We start from the raw sequence: 16,338 nt of genomic DNA on the forward strand, positions 1-16,338 counted from the left end.
ACCAACGCTCCTAGGACCTCCGCTTGCCGCCCAACCGACCCGACTCCTCCAACGACTTCACCGACCTGGCCTTCAAGGTGCTGCTCGGCGCCCTGGCCGTGGCCATCCCCTGGGCCAACCTCGCCTGGCTGGGCGCCAACAGCACCACCTGGCTGACCGGTGCCGGCGCTTGGGCCCCGTACGACCCGGCCAACGCTCTCCTCCACCCGGAACGGCTGTGGCCCACCACCGGCAGCACCGCCCTGGTGATCGGCCGCCTCATCGTCCCCGGGGTCCTCCTGGCCACGATCGCACTCGTCGCACTCAGCCTGTGGAAAAAGCGCACCGGAGGGGGGACGAAGAAGAAGGTCGTGGGGATGGCCAAGGCCCGCGACATCGAACCACTGCTGGCCAAGTCCCTCAACGGCAAGGCCCGATCACTGCGCCCCAGCCTGAAGGAGGTCAAGAACCTCGCGCCCAAGGACACCGGGATCCTCCTCGGCAACATCGCCGGGAGCCGTACCGAGGTCCGGATGAACTTCGAGGACGTGGCCGTCGCGATCATGGCACCCCGATCGGGCAAGACGACCACGCTGGCCATCCCCATGATCCTGTCCGCCCCCGGCCCGGTCCTCCTGACCTCGAACAAGGCCGCCGGTGACGCCTACACCTGTTGCCTCGACGCCCGCGGCGCGGTGGGCCGGACCTGGTCGATGGACCCGCAGCAGATCGCCCACGCGGAGCGGTCCATGTGGTGGAATCCGCTCGCCGACGCCGACAGCCTCGAAGGGGCCGGCCGCCTCGCCGGCCACTTCCTGACCGCCGCCGTCGATGCCAGCCAGCAGGGCGACTTCTGGTCCAAGGCCGCCAGCAACGTCCTCTCGCAGCTCTTCCTCGCGGCCGCACTCGACGAGCGCCCCATCACCGACGTCATGAGCTGGCTCGCGTTCCCGGCCGACCGCACCCCGCTCGACCTCCTGCGCGATCACGGCTTCACCGCCGTCGCCTCCCAGCTCAAGGGCACCGTGGAAGGGCCGCCGGAGACACGGGACGGCATCTTCGAAACCAGCAGGCAGTACGCCGCCTGCCTCCTCAACGCGGACATCGCGAAGTGGGTCACCCCGCAGAAGGACGCGGACGAGTTCAAGCCCCGCGACTTCGTGACCAGCACCGACACCTTGTTCCTCCTGAGCAAGGACGGCGGCGGCGGCGCCTCTGCCCTCATCGCGGCCTGCGCGGACTCCGTCATGCGCACCGCGACGGCCCAGGCCGAGCGCGCCGGCGGGCGCCTCGACCCGCCCATGATCTGCGTCCTCGACGAGGCCGCGAACGTGTGCAAAATTTCGGACCTGCCCGACCTGTACTCCCACCTCGGCAGCCGCGGCATCATCCCGATCACGATCCTGCAGTCCTACCGGCAGGGCCAGCGCGTCTGGGGTGACGCCGGCATGGACGCCATGTGGAGCGCCTCCACCATCAAGGTCATCGGCAGCGGCATCGACGACCCCGACTTCGCCGACAAGCTCAGCAGGATGATCGGCGATCACGACGTCGAGACCACCTCCACCTCGACCTCCGACTCCGGGAAGTCCACCTCCGTCTCCATGCGGCAGGAACGGATCCTGCCGGCCGATGCCATCCGTGCCCTCCCCAAGGGGTCCGGACTCCTCTTCGCCACCGGTATGCGCCCCGCGATGCTCGACATGCGTCCCTGGTACCTGGAGCCCGGCGCCGGCGAGCTGTCCGCCGCCTCCGCCCGAGCTTCGAAGGCCATCACCGCCCGAGCCATCGCCAAGCACGCGCTCCAGCAAAGCGACTACGGCCCCGCCGCGTAATCACTGCCCCCAAAGAGCTCTCTTGGCCTCATCGAGCACCAGTCAGCCCTCGCGGCAAGATCCGCACCCTTCAGCGCACCCACCCGCTGACCCTCATCGCCGAAGGACCTCGCCCTATGCGGAACATCTCCGTTCCGATCCACGTCGAGCACTCTCACGCCGCCGACCACCAGAAGTCCCTCCTAGCCGATACGCCCTCGGCCGTCGACATCGCGAAGGCTCTCGCGAGCCGGATCTCCACAACCCCACCGCCCCCGCCCCACCTCGTGACCGTCAGCTTCGGACTCGTGCGCGGTGCCGAATCGCGCTACCAATACCGGTCCTGCGGCGGATCCGCACTCGGCGTCGCCAACGCACTGCACGCCGAGCTGTACGGGCTCCCGGTCGAACAAAACGCGCTTCCCACCGCGTTGGACGAGCTGCTCCAGGCAACTGGGCACGACGACGACCAAGCGACCGTGCTCTCCCAGGTAGCCGCACAGATGGAGATCGCCGCCGTACTCATCGAGCGAGCCCGGCATGCCGCGCATTGGAGGCAGCTACCGGAGGCCCTGTCGGTCCAACTAGCCGCCAGTCAGGCCCTCGCCACCAAGCTGGCCACCGGTCTGGCTGGCCTGGCTCCCGGCTTTGCCCAGGCCGGCACGCAGTCCGCTGCCACCCCAATTTCTGCCGTCCCCGTACCCGCGGCCACCGCGCCCGGAGCAGTCCAACGCCGCTGAGCCCCGCAAACCGTCCGTCTCGTCCGCCACTGCGTACACACGAACCCGTTCTCCCGAAGGAGCAGTCATCACCGACCTCATACCCGCGAAGGCCTTTTCGGACCTCACCGTGAGCGAGTACCTCCAGCTCTGTGACGACGTCAACGATCCCCTATACGACCTGGATCAGTTCAGCCACCGATTCTCTGCCCTGCGCGATGGTGCGCGTCAGCTGACCTACCGACTGGGCGATGAGGCACGGGCGACGACCGTTGCCTTCGCCGGCGCGGCCGAGCTCCTTGCGGAGGAAACCGGCGCCGTTCTTGCGGCACTCGGCGAGCATGCGTCCCTGCCCAACCGCGACGGCCAGGGCGGATTCCTCGACCGTGCCGCTCCGCTCCGCTACACCTGCCGCGCAGCACACCACGCCTTCGCTGAAGCGTCCCATGTCAGTCACACCACGGGCCCCGAGACCGCCCGGACGGAGGCGGAGGACCTGGTCGCATGGCACATCGCAACGGGCTCCAACCTCCTCGATCGCGCCGCCACCGACAGCACGAATCTCGCCGAGGACATCTCCTGGCGCCTGGACGTGGCCGATCAGAAGCTCGCCCTGCGAGATGCCGCTCGCGCCGGAAGAGACCGCGGAGCCAGCGTCGGAACGACCGTCCCAAAGGCACCCGGCAAGCCCACGCCGCGCACCCGCTAGCGCCCGCCCAGCATCCCCGATCCGCACCCTGTCCCCGGCCCCGCACCGCTCGGACTCCGGTGCCCGCCTCTCCTCTAGGACCCTTCTTCTTGGACAACACCTCATCCGAGGCATCGCGCACGATCACGCGTCTTCACTCGCTGTCCGCCGACTTCGGTGCCCTCGGTGGACTCCTCTCTGGAGAACGCCCCGTCGCCGGGTCCAGCTCCCTGCCCAAGCTCACCTCCTGGTACGCCACGGCCCAAGGTCAGTCCGCCGCCGCCCTCACGCTGCTCCTGACATCCGCCGAGCAGGCGTACGCACACACCACGGTCTCCGGTCACCACGCGATGGGGTCCCTCGGGCAGCTCGTCAAGATCTCCTCCGACATCACCGCTCACGTCATGGCCGCGGTCGCGATGGCGGCCGAGTACCACCGTGTCGACGGCCTGCCGGACCCTCCCACCGGTCGCATGACCAGCCGGCCGTCCGTCCGCCGCCACGACCTCGACGACCACCTGGACCGTGCCGTCGAGCTGATCCGCCCTGCCCGCGCCGCCTGCCACAACGCCGCCACGTTCACCGAGACCGCAGCCCTGCGCGCAGCGAGCCGTCCTCCCGCCCCCGCCGAGCAGGAGCTGGGGCGCAGCACCTTCGACATTCCGCAGCCCCCTTCCGCTTCCGCCTCGGTCACGCTGACCGCGCTGCAGCACCGGGCCCTGCACCTCATCCACACGAGCACCGTCAAGTACAGCCAGTGGCCCCGCAAGCGGCCCGTCGTGGACAGCGGTTCCCCGGAGCGCATCACCGCCCGGTCCGTAGATGCCCTTGAAGACAAGCGGCTGGTGGCGCGGGACTTCAGCACCGGACTGCACGCGGGTCAGCGCCTCCACCTCACCTCGGATGGGCTCCAGGTCCTCCGCCGCCTCGGCCCTGCTCCGGAGCCGGGTGTTCCCGCCCGCCCCCACCACCCGGGCCCCGCCCCTGTCCGCTGACGCAGCCCCCTCCCGGTGGCTCAAGTGCTTCCGGGAGGGGGCCCTGAGGAGGCCTCACCCTCATGACCGACGACGCACTGTTCTCCCTGCCTGGCCTGCCCTCATCCCCCGCACCGAAGGCTCGGGGCCGTCCCGGACCGCCACCTGCTCCACCGGCGCCTGACCCTCCTCCTCCCCCACCGGTCCCATCCAGCCCTGATGTGCCACCCGCGCCGCAGACCCCGGTGCCGACCGTTGCCGGTCCGCCCTCGCCGGTCTTGCGACTGCTCGCTCTGGCTGACCAGTTCACCCAGTTCAACGACCAGCTCGCCCGCCTTCAGCCGGCCTACGCCGCCGCTCAGGGCCACTCCTCGGCGAACAGCCTGGTGAGCGCGTGCCGGGAAGCCGTTCAGGCCATCGTCGAACAGCCCATGTACGGGGGCGTGGCCCTGACCGAAGCAGCGGTCCGGATCAAGCAACTGGCCGTTCTGACCGGACAGGCGGTCCGGCACCTCGCCGATGCCAAGGAACTCCTCGCCACCGCTCCTCCGCCATCGGACACGCCCACACGGAGCGGGGACATCGCGCATCTAATCGAGTTGGCCTGCGAGTTGACGCTTCTGGCGCCGGTCGCAGCCGTGGACTCCGCGAGCACCCTCGCCACGGAGGTCCAACGCTGCCGGCCCGCGACGACCACCGGGGCCGACGCGCTGGCCCCTGCACAGCGGGCCGCCCTGCACGCCACGGCCCGAGGACATGTCGTCATCGCCCGGCACCAGGGACGCGAGGCCGTCCACAGCCGCAGCAACTCCGTGCACATCGACACCCTGCGCGCTCTCGAACAGGCCGGGCTCGTCGCCGTCGAGCCCGGGTCCGCACCGCCCGCCTTCGGCACCGGCCCCCCGCGCGACCGGGTCCGCCTCACCCTCACCGGAGCGATGGCCCTGACGGCCGCCCTCGACAGCAGCCACCGCATCCAGGCCCTCACAGCCCCAACAGCCCGTCCCGCCCACACCACCGCCGTGCCGGCAAAGCGCCGCTGAACACCGCACTCCCGCCGGACACCCCCGCGGTCTCCACCCATCTTGCGCCGTGATCATCCTCGGCGCCCGCACCACCCTGGATCCCCCTCTCTTGGAAAACCCCCGATACCGAGTGCTCTCCCTGGGCGCCGGAGTACAGTCCTCCACCCTCCTCGCGCTTTCCGCCGAAGGAATTCTCCCGAAGGTTGACTTCGCGGTCTTCGCAGACACGGGCTGGGAACCCCGGGCCGTTTATGACCATCTCGACCGCCTGGAGCGGGAGATAGCCCGACCCGCCGGGATACCGGTCCTCCGCGTCACCGCAGGGAACATTCGAAACGACGCCCTAAACCCGGATCACCGATTCGCGTCAATGCCGCTCTACATTCTCAACGAAGACGGGCGGCCTGGAATGACCAGGCGCCAATGCACTGGCGAATACAAGATAAAGCCGATTAAACGACAGGTCCGCGAATGGCTCGGATACCCATACCCCCTGCGTGTTCCGAAGGGGATCTTCGTCGAGCAGTGGGTCGGCATTTCCACGGATGAGTTTCATCGCGCCAAGGACTCCGACGTCAAATATATGCGCAACCGGCACCCCTTGATCACCGATCTGGACTGGTCGCGCGCCGACTGCACACGCTACCTGTCCAACATTGGGCTGGCGGACACCCCTAAGTCGAGCTGCCTTGGTTGCCCATTTCACGGAAATGCGCAATGGAGGAGCATCAGGGACACATCCCCCGCCGAATGGGATGATGTTGTCGCCTTCGACGAGGCTATCCGAAAGGGCAATGCGCGGGCGAACGCTTCGGGTAATCCGCTACTGGGGCAGGCTTTCCTCCATCGCTCTCGCGTGCCGCTCGGAGTTGCGCCGATCGACCACGTCACCCGCTCGGAGCGGGCCGCCGCCGAACTCGACGAGCTTGAAAACGGCGTGGTCAACGGCTGCTCGCCCTGGGCCTGCCGCGGCGATGCGGACACCGCCCAGGACGATTTCGGGCTGACCGCGTGAAGGACCTCGTCGTGGACCTCTTCGCCGGCCCCGGCGGCTGGAGCCACGCGCTGGGTGTGCTCGGCGTCCGCGATGTCGGCCTGGAATGGGATGAGTGGGCCTGCAAGACCAGGGCCGCCGCTGGGCAGTTGACGATCCGTACGGACGTGGCGATGTACCCGGTGTGGCCGTTCGCGGGCCGCGTCCGAGGGCTCATCGCCTCGCCGCCCTGTCAGGCCTGGTCCATGGCCGGCAAGCGCCTCGGCCTGGTGGACCAGCCGCTGGTCCACCAGGCTGTCGCCGACCTCGCCGCAGGCCGAGACACCCGGGCGCAGCTGCTGACCGCGTGCAAGGACCCTCGGAGCCTGCTGGCCGCGGAGCCGATGCGCTACCTCCGCGCACTGCATTCGGTGGGCGAACCGGAGTGGGTCCTCATGGAGGAGGTCCCCGACGTCCTGCCGTTGTGGAAGCAGTACGCCGCGATCCTGCGGGGCTGGGGCTTCTCCGTCTGGACCGGGCTCCTCAACGCGGCGGACTACGGGGTGCCGCAGACGAGGAGGCGGGCGATCCTGATCGCCTCCCGGGCCCGTGTGGCCGAACCGCCTGCACCGACGCACGCCCAGAGTGCCGAGGCCGAGTCGTTCTTCGGCCCGGGCCGCGAGCGGTGGGTGTCCATGGCGGAGGCGCTCGGCTGGGGTGCCACTGATCGCCCCGTCCCGACGGTCTGCGCAGGCGGCGGGCCAGGCGGAGGGCCGGAGCCTTTCCCGTCCGGAGCCCGCAAGACCCTGACCGACGCCCGTGACCGCGGCACCTGGAAGCCCCCCGCTTCGCCTCCCGCGACCAGGCGGACCCGAAGGCGTCCGTCCCGCTCCGACGTATCGGCCTGCACCTGCGGTCGGCACCCCTGGGCCTGGTCGCTGCGGAGCTCCAACCAGGCCAACGCGACCATCCGCGGCATCGGCGAGCCGGCCGGGACTCTGTTCTTCGGGCACCGGGCGAACGAGTGCGTGTGGGTCGCCGAGCCCGCAGGGACGGCGTCGGGCGCGGAGGCTGCTGCACCCGAGCCCATCCGGATCACCGCCGCTGAGGCAGGGGCGCTGCAGACCTTCCCCGCGGGCTATCCGTGGGCGGGTACGAAGGGTGCGCAGTTCAGCCAGATCGGGAACGCTGTCCCGCCGCTGCTGGCCGGCCATCTCCTTGCGCCGCATCTCGGCAAGACCCTGTCCCGCTCCGACTTCATCCTGGCGGCCTGATGCCCAACTCGCCAACCTCCGAGACGGACTTCGGCCTGGCGGACATCCCGCCGAACCCACCTGTCTACTTTGCCGAGCAGGCCCTTCTCGGCGGCCTTCTCCTCGACCCGCACCGGATCAAGGCGCTCGGGCCGCTCGGCCCGGATCATTTCGCCTCCGCCATCCACCGGGCAATATTCGCGGCGATGGCCGCGCTCCCCGCACCCTCTGCGGACCTCCACGCCAAGGAACCGGTGTGGATCACAGCAGTCCTCACCCACGCCCGCCCTCACGCGCGGGGGCTGACCCCCAGCTACCTTCACGCCCTAGCCGGGGCCTGCCCCGACCCGGCTCACGCCCCCGCGTACGCGCGGATGGTGCGCTCCGACCACGCCCGGCGGACCGTCCTCCTGCACGCCGGCCTCCTCGTCCAGGCGGCCACCGACCAGGGCCTGCCAGACCCGACCACCGTGGTACTGAGCCGGGTAGATGCTCTCGCCACGCTGCTCGATCAGCTGGCCGGCTCCTTCCCCTCCCACCCCGGCTCCCTACCGCGTACGGCACCGCCGGCACTTCCTGGCCTCCGGGTGAGACCCGAGGTCGCCGACGAGGAGCAGCTGCTGCTCTCGACTGCCACCACGTACCCGGAGGCTCTGGCGTTCATGCGGTGGCTGCGCCCGGAGGACTTCACCACCGCGCTGTACGGCGGCCTGTACCGGTGCCTGACGTCTCTGGCCAGCCGGGGCGAGCCGGTCGACAAGGTGACCGTGCTCTGGGAGGCGCAGCAGAACGGTCTGCTCACTTCCACGTTCGGACCGCAGGAGGCTTTGGAGCTGCTGGACAGCCCGGCGGGACCGCCGGAGCACTGGGGCGAGCAGATCCTGCGGCGTGCGCTCCTGCGCCACGCGCATCTCGCCGGCGTGCACGTCCAGGCCTTCGCTCAGGACCTGACGAACACGCCACATCAGGTGATCACCGGCAGCCGCCGGGCGCTCTCCCAGCTCGCCGGGGTCCGGGCCCGCTGGCAGCACGCCACGCACCAGCCGGCCTCGCCACGCCCACCTGTCCCCGCCTCCCGGGCCGGTCCCTCCCCACAACGGACCCGCGCCCCAGCCGCCTCCCCACGGCCTTCCCGATAAGCCCACCCCACCCGGGTCCGGCCGACCACCCGCCGGCCGGACCCGAGAAGCGAGCCGCATGACCGCCCGTACAGACCTCTCCGACGTCCGTCTCGCCCTTCACCCCGACCACAGCAGCGCCGTGGTCGCCACCCTCACCGCCCCCGAGCGCTACCTCGCCCGCTCCGTGCTCGCCAAGTACGGCTTCCGGGCGACCGGCGACTCGACCATGGTCCTGGCCCGAATCGACCACGATGAACCCCACCATGCCGACAAGGCCGCCGCGGCCCTCCGGGAAGGCGGCGCGATAGTCGAGGTCAGCGCCGCGCTCCAGGTGGAGATCGAGACGGAATGGACCTACGGCAACGCCCCAACACACTGGCAGTGGCTGACCCCTGAAGAGATCCGCGAGCACACCGGGGAAGCCCAGAGGATCCACGACGACATCCTCGCCGGACGCCTCACCATCCACCTCTTCTTGGGGCAGTTCAGATCTGTCTCATGAGGTGTCGCTCGGGCTGATGAACATGGTCCAGGAGCCGCTCGGCCCGCTGCTATCTCTCGTCTCCCGCGTTGTCTCACAAGGGGGATGGAGATGTTGCTGTTCTCGGTCGACTCGAAGGTGGCGAAGTGCCATCTGGAGAGTCCGCTGCTGGCCGGCGAGGAAGCGGCCAGGCTGTTGGTACATCGCTCGATCTCGGACGGGACCCCGATCTATCTGGACGACGAGACGATGATGCCGGTCGAGCCGTTGTGTTCGTGGGGCCGGAACATGTCGTACGCCGATCTGGCCCGGTCCACGCTGAAGGACTACGGACGGATCATGGCCCGCTTCGCTGGGCATCAGGAGGGCCGCGGCCGCGATGTTCTGGCGGCCACCGAGTCGGATCTGGTGGCGTTCAAGAAGGTCCGGACCTTGTTGCAGGAACGACCCATCGGCTCGTCGGCCTGGGGCAAGGAGTCCGGGCTGCTGGATCAGTTCTTCGGGTTCGCCGTCGATGAGGGGTATCTGCCGCAGCGGCCGGTGCGGGTGGCGGCTCGCGGTCGCAATGCACTCGCGCCCCGGGTGAGGCGGGGGATGGACATCCGGCATCTCACGCTCGATCAGTACCGCTATTTCCGCGATGTCGGCCTGGGCGGGCAACGGCCGGACTCCCAGGTCGACCGGACCTTTCGCGGCTGGGCACCTCACCGCAACCGCGCTGGCTCCGACATGGCCCTGGGCTCGGGGGCACGCTGGCAGGAGTGGGCAACGGTTCTGCTGCCTGAGCTCGGCATCGGGGTCAATCCCCCTGTACAGGCAGCCGAGTTCACGGTTCAAGCCTGCGCGAAGTACGGCAAGGCCCGCACCCTCTACGTCCCCGAGGACGCGGTCAGCTCGGTCGACACCTACGTGCTGCTCGAACGTCCGGAGCTGACGGCGGCCGCCGCCCCACGCCTGGGGCGGCGGCACCGGGACCTGTTCGTCGTCTCACCCATCGACCATGAGTCGGGCCGCATCCGCGGGGTCCTGGACGGAGTGTTGCGGGAGTTCGACATCCAGGCGATGCCCGCTGACCTCCGGAGGATCACCGTTCATGAGGGCGAGTACGGGCTGGAGGCGCTTGCGGTATTCGTCTGCCGCAGCGGCCTGATGCCCGGCGCCGACTCGTGGAAGCGCTACCGGCACGCGGCCTGGAGGCGGATGCAGGAGCACGCGAATTCGACGACGCCGCGGCTGCCTGCAAGGCGATGGCGCTGGCACGACCTGCGTCACACCCACGCTCTTCAGCTGCTGTCCTATCTGGAACGGCTGATGGACGGCGAAGAGCCGGATCACGCCGCACGGCGCCGTCGCCACGACCGCTACCTTTCGGGGCACATCCGGCACAACCCGCTGTTGATCGTCAGCCGCAGACTCGGTCACGCGAGCCCGGAGACCACCTATGCCTACCTTGAGTACACCGACGACCTGGTGAACGAGTTCGAAGAAGCGTTCGGCGGTTGGATCGGCGATGCGGACGAAGAGGCGACCTACGCGAAGATCGCCGCGCACGCCTTCGGTCTGGAGTCCGGCGATCGGGGTGGTCGGTGATGGGCCGGCGCCATGAATACGGCTCCCCGGCAGTCGGTGAGTACAGCGAGCGTGCTCCAGAGGAACTCCAGCCCACCGCCAGGATCGGGGTCCGTTCCGTGACCTGCGCGAAGGCGGGGGGCCGGTGCCAGGTGATCGAGCTCGATCCGGCAGCCTTTCGCTGCTCGCGACTGGCGGCCGAACTCGCTGACGAGTGGGTCGAATACGTCGAGGTCACCCAGATCACCGCGGGGCCGGCGGCCGCCTACCAGCGGGCTATCACCCGGTTCTGCACGAGGGTCGACGCCGAACTGGAGCACAGGGGGGCCGCGGAGTCGTTGGGCCTGGCCGATCCCCGCACAGTCCGGCTGCTGACGAAGTGGGAGCGGGGACTGGCGGGTACGTATCCGGCCGGTTCGACTTGGCCAGCCTATCTGGCAACGTCACTGCGGGCGCTGCTGGTCCGGCGGGATGACCATCCTGAGAGGCCCATGGACCCGGCTCTGGCCCGCACGGCCCGCGGTCCGCTGCTGGTCGCCTGGGGCGAGAAGGCCGAGCACGACGAGTTCTCCCGCAAGGACAAGCAGACCCTCGTCCGCGCGAGCTGGACGGCGGTCAACGAGTTGGAGAGGCGGCTGGCAGAGGGATGGCGGCTGGCAGAGAAGGGCCGGCATCCCGGCACCGGCAGCTGGCTGCACTTGCCCGATCTCCTCTGGGGTCTGGCCCATGGAGAGGTCACCCCGACGGACATGAGGCTGAACCTGCCGTCGGCGTCCGACTGGCCCGACGACCTGCGGAAGCGGGTGATGCGGCCGGACGGCCGCATCACCGTTCACACCGCGAAACAGAAACTCGTGCGTCACCTGCTCGCTCACCTCTATCCGACCACCCTCGACCTGCACGCCTTCCGCGTGCTGCTGATGGACGCGACAGGCCACACCTCCGAGGAGGTGACCGGCTTCGGCGCCAAGGACGTCGAGTTCTTCCCCAAGGGAGTTCGGCTGACGCTGGTGAAGAGGCGGGCCGGACGCGTTCGGCACCGCGCCTTCCGCGACGGCGCCATCACTCAGCAACCCGTTGAGGAGGCGTCCGCCGCCCACGAGATCACCGACCGACCCCGGCGCGAGGCCAGCGTGATCGTCCGCCGTCTTCTGGACGTCACCGCGAAGGTCCGCGAACAGCTACCGGAGGTCGACGACACGCTGTTCGTGAGGGCGGCGATGCTGCCCAACGAGATTCTCCTCTTCGACCGCTGGAACTTCGCGTCCCCTACCTCTTCCTTCGCGGCCTGGCTGGAGATCCGGGACATCACGGTCTCCGGCACCCCGCACATCGCCCGGCTGCGGAAGTCGACCAAGGTCGAGAAGGCGATCGTGGCCCGCGGGCGCCTCAGCGTTGCCGCCGACGACCACCTGGAGGAGACGTTCGCGGGGCACTATGCCCAAGGCACCACCTTGCGGGTCATTTCCGGAGAGGTCATCACCGCAGCTCAGGACCATTGGTTTCGGCAGGCCGTCGAGGGCCCCACGGTGATCGCAGCCGAGGCGAAGGACGCCGCGGACCGCGTCGGGTTGCAAGCCCTTGGCCTGCAACCCGACGAAGCCGAGGGAATCATCGGCGGCCAGCTCGACATGGGCCTGTCGCACTGCCGCGATCCACGGCAGTCGCCGTTCAGCCCGCCCGGAGAGCTCTGCGCGGTCGCCCCGCTGCGCTGCCTGGAATGCCGAAACGCCTGGATCCTCCCCAGCAATCTGCCCCAGCTCCTTCTCTTCAAGGAGCACCTGGAGCGGTTGAAGCAGCGGCTGCCACCTATCGCCTTCTCCGTCCAGTGGGGCCAGAGCTGGACGAACCTGCTCGCCGTCCTCGCCGACCGTCTACCCGAGGAGCTGGACCTGGCCCGCCGGCACATCGAGGAGGGACGCGAGGGCCTCCATCTTCCCCTCAACGCACACACGGAGTTCGAGCAGTGATCCTCAGCCAGCCCGCCGACCGCACCAAGCCGCTGTTCAGAGATGCTGAACTGGTTCTGCAAGGCCGTCCCCTGCGGGAAGGGGCCCACGGCGGAAACATGGCCCTGCCCCAGTTCGGCGACACCGAGGTCTGGGACTTCAACGACATTGTCCGCCGGCCGCCCAACCGCTCCCGCTGCAGCTGGAGAGTCCATTTCAGCGGCGAACTGACCGATCCGTTCTGGAACCTCCTGGCCCGCGAGGTCCTCATGGCCATGGCCAACCCTCAGCATGAGGCCCTCCACGACATCGGCGTACATCTCGGCTGTGACCACGCCAACGTCGCCACGCTAGTCCAGATCGTGTCGAAGCTCCGCACACTCATCGTCTGGGCCCGCAAGAAGGGCCTGCCTGACCGGCCCGCCGAATGGACCCACCACGACCTGCGCCGGCGGATCCAGGACCTTCACACAGTCCAGAAGCCGGGCACCGTGGTCTCGACCGTCACCTTCCTCAAGAAGATGGCAGTCCTCGGCCCTGCTCTCACCGGCGGCTGGCCCGCCGGTGACCCCTGGGAAGGCCGAAGTGCACGCCGGGTCGCCCAATGCCCTGGCAAGACCGAGCTGTCAACCGAGGCCGTCACGCCGGAGATCTGGTTCCCGCTTGTCCGCGCGGCTTGGGCCTACGTCCACACCTTCGCACCGGACATCCTGCGGGCCACCCGCCGCTACGAGGAACTGCGGAGCAAGGCCCAACCCTCGATCGTCGGGCGCAAAGCCGAAGTCGACGCCTGGCTCGACGACCCGGCGAACAAGATCCCGGTCTACTCCAACCGGACCCACAGCGACGGCAGCCCCCGCGTTCACTGGCACCTGCTGGACCTCCTCGTCGGCCTGCCCGGACGGAACAACGGCTACACCCTCGCCGGCGGCTCCCGATCACGTCGCCAGAAGGTCATGCAGGCCATCGCCGAGGGCCGGATCACCCACGAAGGACTCGTCCCTGCCCTGGCCACGGTCCACCGTCCCGACGGAACCACCGGTGCCTGGCACCCCGGCATTACCCCCAACAACCTGTTCCGTCTCCACCTTGCTCTCCGCAATGCCGCATTCATCCTGGTCGCGGCACTCTCGATGATGCGGGACTCGGAAATCCAGGCGATCGTCCGCGGCAGCGTCGTCGAGCACTACAACTCGCCCGCCATCGCCTCCACGCTCCAAAAGGGCCGCCCCGGCCTGCCCCGCAAGCACTGGTGGATCACCGAGCCGGTCGCCGAGGCCATCACGGTCGCCGAAGCTGTGTCTGTTCACGCCGAACGGGTCTTCGCTCCGCTCAGCAACCCGGCCGTCAACGTGGCCCTCCAGGGCACCGAAATGACCCAGAAGTTCATCGCCTTCGTCAACGCCGGCCGAGCCTGGTCAGGACTCGACGAAATCCCGCCAGGCAAGGCCCGACCCCACATGTTCCGCCGCACCATGGCCATGCTGACCGACCAATTCGCCGGCTCGGAGATCGCGCTCGGCATCCAGCTCAAACACGTCGCCACCCGAGCCCTCGCCAACCGCTCCACCCGCGGCTATGCCGCTTCCGACAGCGCCTGGGCCGAGCATCTCCAATCCGCTGTCGATGCTGCCAAATTCCGCCGCATCCGAGACCTCTACAGCGAACACACCAGCGGCAAGGCCATCGGCTTCGGCCCCGGAGCCGATCGAATCAAGGAGGCCTTCGACCAGATCAAGGAGACGGTCGCCGCCCGCGGCGGCGACGCCCGCGTCGAGGACAGCCTCCTACGCAAAGCTCGCATCACAATCCGCTTTGGGACGCTGAACCACTGCCTGTTCGACGAGATGAACCCGAATGGGGCCGTCTGCCTGGAGAACGCGATCGTTCCCAACGGCCACACTGGGCCCCTGGAAAGCCGCTGCCGACCCGACCGCTGCCACAACAGCATGATCGGCCCCGAACACGTCCCGATCTATGACTCACACCGTCGCACCCAGCTCAAGCTCCTGAACAACCCCGCCCTTCCTGTCGTCCGCAAGGAACTGATCGGCCGCGAGCTAGAGCGGACCGAAGCCGTTCTGGCCAAGGTCCACGAGGAGACGACGTGACCGCACCCCACCGCCGCACTCTCACCGAAGACGGTGTCTCCGCGAAGACCGCCGCAGCCCTTCGGGCAGCGATGCAGCGGCTCTTCCACGGCAAACCACAGCACACCGACGGACGCCTCACCAAGGAAAACCTATGGCGAGAAGCCCAGGTCAGCCGAGCCACCATGAACCGGGCCACCGGCATCCTCACCGAGTGGGACAGTCACATCGCCGACCGCGGCACCACCACACCGGGCGAAGCCCGTCGCGACGAAGAGATCACGCGACTCGGCCGGAAGCTAGCTGAGAAGACACGCGAGTGCACCCTTCTCAACAAGCGTCTGGACGCGGCCGCCACCGCCATCGCCGCACTCCACCACGACAACACCCAACTCCGCCAAGAACTCGCAGCCACTGGCGGAAACCTCACCCCCCTGAGGGGTATGACCGAGATACGCGCCAAAGGGGCAATGAGGTGATCTTGAAGCCCTGAGCGCTCGGCCCGTCACCCCCGAAGGGCAGCGAAGCTCCGGCACCAGCATGGCTGTAGGGGGGCGACCCCGGATCGGACCGCCCCCCTACCTCCCCGCCGGCAGACCGGCCGGGCGACGCACACTGCTGTGGCTACTGCACGGTGAGGGTGAACGCCGTGTCCGCCCAGGTGTCGGCCGTGTTGATGCTGCGTACGTAGATGGTGTTCGGGTCGCTGCCGCAGACGGTGACCGGCGTGGCCACGACGATGAACGTGGCCCAGTTGCTGTTGCTTGTGACGTGGACCGCCGCGTCCTTCAGATCGTCGATGTCGGGATCCGACACCTTGACGCAGTACTGCCCGGTGGCGACCTTCCTGGTCCCGGCCTCGTCGATGTTCTTCTGCGCCAGGAGCGTGCCGTTCGCTGCCACCTTGGCGGCGGCGCGGGCGTAGGGGGCGTACATGTCGATGGGTGCCGCCACTGACGTACCGGCCAGGACGGGGACCGACACCAGGGCGGCGACGGTCAGGGCGATGGCGCGAGCACGCCCGGTGATGCTGTGAGACATGGGGGGCTTCCTTCTTCTCGGCCGCGTCACCCGTGTGCTGGGGCGGCCAGGTCATGCCGGCGAGCGGGTGGTCCCGCCTACAGGCTTCGAGGCGGGAAGGTCAGGGGACGAGCAGCATGAAGGGCGCGTCGGCCATCAGAAGGCGTTCGCCGGTGTAGACGGTCAGCGTGTCTGCCGCGTTTCCGCATTGAGCCGTCGGGTAGGTGGCGAGGTTGATCGCGTACTCCGGGCCGCCGGACGTGACGAGGGTGGCGACCGGGGTGCTGCGGCTCACGTCGATCCTGGTGGCGTCGTCGAACGTCACGCAGTAGGTGCCGGCGGCGACCCTGGTGGACGACTTGATTCCCTTGGACTGCGCGCGGGTTCCGTCCGCGTTGATCTGAGCGGACGCCATCGCGTACGGGGCCTTGGCCCTCACGGCCGCGTCATCTGCGATGGCGACACCCGCGACCGCTCCTGCGGCCAGGAGGCTCAGCGCTGCAGCCGTCCCGATGATTCCCCGGCGCGCCTTGATGGTCTTGAACATGGTTTTCCTTCCTTGGGCGTGACCGCCGAACCGACTTGATCACGGAGCGTATGCAATTAGATATACCCCGTGACGAGCAAGGGGTAAGTGGATCACTCACTCGAACGCGCCATGCAGAAACGGTCCTTTTCCAGAG

15 protein-coding genes are annotated in these 16,338 nt (G+C 68.8%); 13 read left to right on the forward strand and 2 right to left on the reverse strand.

Annotated elements, in window-relative coordinates; genetic code table 11:
* Positions 1-23: 23 nt before the first annotated feature.
* From OG730_RS08620 to OG730_RS08680, 13 genes are all read left to right on the forward strand, one after another.
* Complete coding sequence (locus OG730_RS08620) at positions 24-1,814, forward strand: type IV secretory system conjugative DNA transfer family protein (protein ID WP_327303666.1); 1,791 nt, start codon at positions 24-26, stop codon at positions 1,812-1,814.
* Between the two features lie 116 nt (positions 1,815-1,930).
* Complete coding sequence (locus OG730_RS08625; RefSeq protein ID WP_327303667.1) at positions 1,931-2,533, forward strand: hypothetical protein; 603 nt, start codon at positions 1,931-1,933, stop codon at positions 2,531-2,533.
* A gap of 109 nt (positions 2,534-2,642) precedes the next feature.
* Complete coding sequence (locus OG730_RS08630) at positions 2,643-3,221, forward strand: hypothetical protein (RefSeq protein ID WP_327303668.1); 579 nt, start codon at positions 2,643-2,645, stop codon at positions 3,219-3,221.
* Between the two features lie 89 nt (positions 3,222-3,310).
* Complete coding sequence (locus tag OG730_RS08635; protein WP_327303669.1) at positions 3,311-4,195, forward strand: hypothetical protein; 885 nt, start codon at positions 3,311-3,313, stop codon at positions 4,193-4,195.
* A 257-nt stretch (positions 4,196-4,452) separates the two neighbouring features.
* Complete coding sequence (locus OG730_RS08640) at positions 4,453-5,217, forward strand: hypothetical protein (protein ID WP_327303670.1); 765 nt, start codon at positions 4,453-4,455, stop codon at positions 5,215-5,217.
* 112 nt (positions 5,218-5,329) lie between these two features.
* Positions 5,330-6,214 carry an adenine nucleotide alpha hydrolase family protein gene (locus tag OG730_RS08645; protein WP_327309197.1) on the forward strand — a complete coding sequence of 295 codons (885 nt, stop codon included), beginning with the start codon at positions 5,330-5,332 and terminating at the stop codon, positions 6,212-6,214.
* Entirely contained in the window at positions 6,211-7,446 is a 1,236-nt protein-coding gene (locus OG730_RS08650; protein WP_327303671.1) for a DNA cytosine methyltransferase, read from the forward strand. The genes OG730_RS08645 and OG730_RS08650 overlap by 4 nt, the downstream gene beginning before the upstream one ends.
* Complete coding sequence (locus OG730_RS08655; protein ID WP_327303672.1) at positions 7,446-8,564, forward strand: DnaB-like helicase N-terminal domain-containing protein; 1,119 nt, start codon at positions 7,446-7,448, stop codon at positions 8,562-8,564. The genes OG730_RS08650 and OG730_RS08655 overlap by 1 nt, the downstream gene beginning before the upstream one ends.
* A 58-nt stretch (positions 8,565-8,622) precedes the next feature.
* Positions 8,623-9,048, forward strand: coding sequence for a hypothetical protein (locus OG730_RS08660; RefSeq protein ID WP_327303673.1), 426 nt, complete (start codon positions 8,623-8,625; stop codon positions 9,046-9,048).
* An 84-nt stretch (positions 9,049-9,132) separates the two neighbouring features.
* Complete coding sequence (locus OG730_RS08665) at positions 9,133-10,617, forward strand: site-specific integrase (RefSeq protein WP_327303674.1); 1,485 nt, start codon at positions 9,133-9,135, stop codon at positions 10,615-10,617.
* 131 nt (positions 10,618-10,748) lie between these two features.
* Positions 10,749-12,566, forward strand: a complete 1,818-nt coding sequence (locus OG730_RS08670; RefSeq protein ID WP_327303675.1) for a hypothetical protein — start codon at positions 10,749-10,751, stop codon at positions 12,564-12,566.
* A 98-nt stretch (positions 12,567-12,664) separates the two neighbouring features.
* Entirely contained in the window at positions 12,665-14,656 is a 1,992-nt protein-coding gene (locus OG730_RS08675) for an integrase (RefSeq protein ID WP_327303676.1), read from the forward strand.
* A complete protein-coding gene (locus OG730_RS08680) occupies positions 14,653-15,114 on the forward strand; it encodes a hypothetical protein (RefSeq protein WP_327303677.1) in 462 nt (153 codons plus the stop codon). Before OG730_RS08675 ends, OG730_RS08680 begins: the two co-directional genes overlap by 4 nt.
* A 145-nt stretch (positions 15,115-15,259) precedes the next feature.
* Here the strand turns inward: OG730_RS08680 and OG730_RS08685 are convergent, their stop codons facing one another.
* Together OG730_RS08685 and OG730_RS08690 are read right to left on the reverse strand one after the other, a co-directional pair.
* Complete coding sequence (locus OG730_RS08685; RefSeq protein WP_327303678.1) at positions 15,260-15,676, reverse strand: hypothetical protein; 417 nt, start codon at positions 15,674-15,676, stop codon at positions 15,260-15,262.
* 100 nt (positions 15,677-15,776) lie between these two features.
* Entirely contained in the window at positions 15,777-16,202 is a 426-nt protein-coding gene (locus OG730_RS08690) for a hypothetical protein (RefSeq protein WP_327303679.1), read from the reverse strand.
* Positions 16,203-16,338 lie beyond the last annotated feature (136 nt).

Source organism: Streptomyces sp. NBC_01298, from assembly GCF_035978755.1.
Lineage (GTDB): Bacteria > Actinomycetota > Actinomycetes > Streptomycetales > Streptomycetaceae > Streptomyces.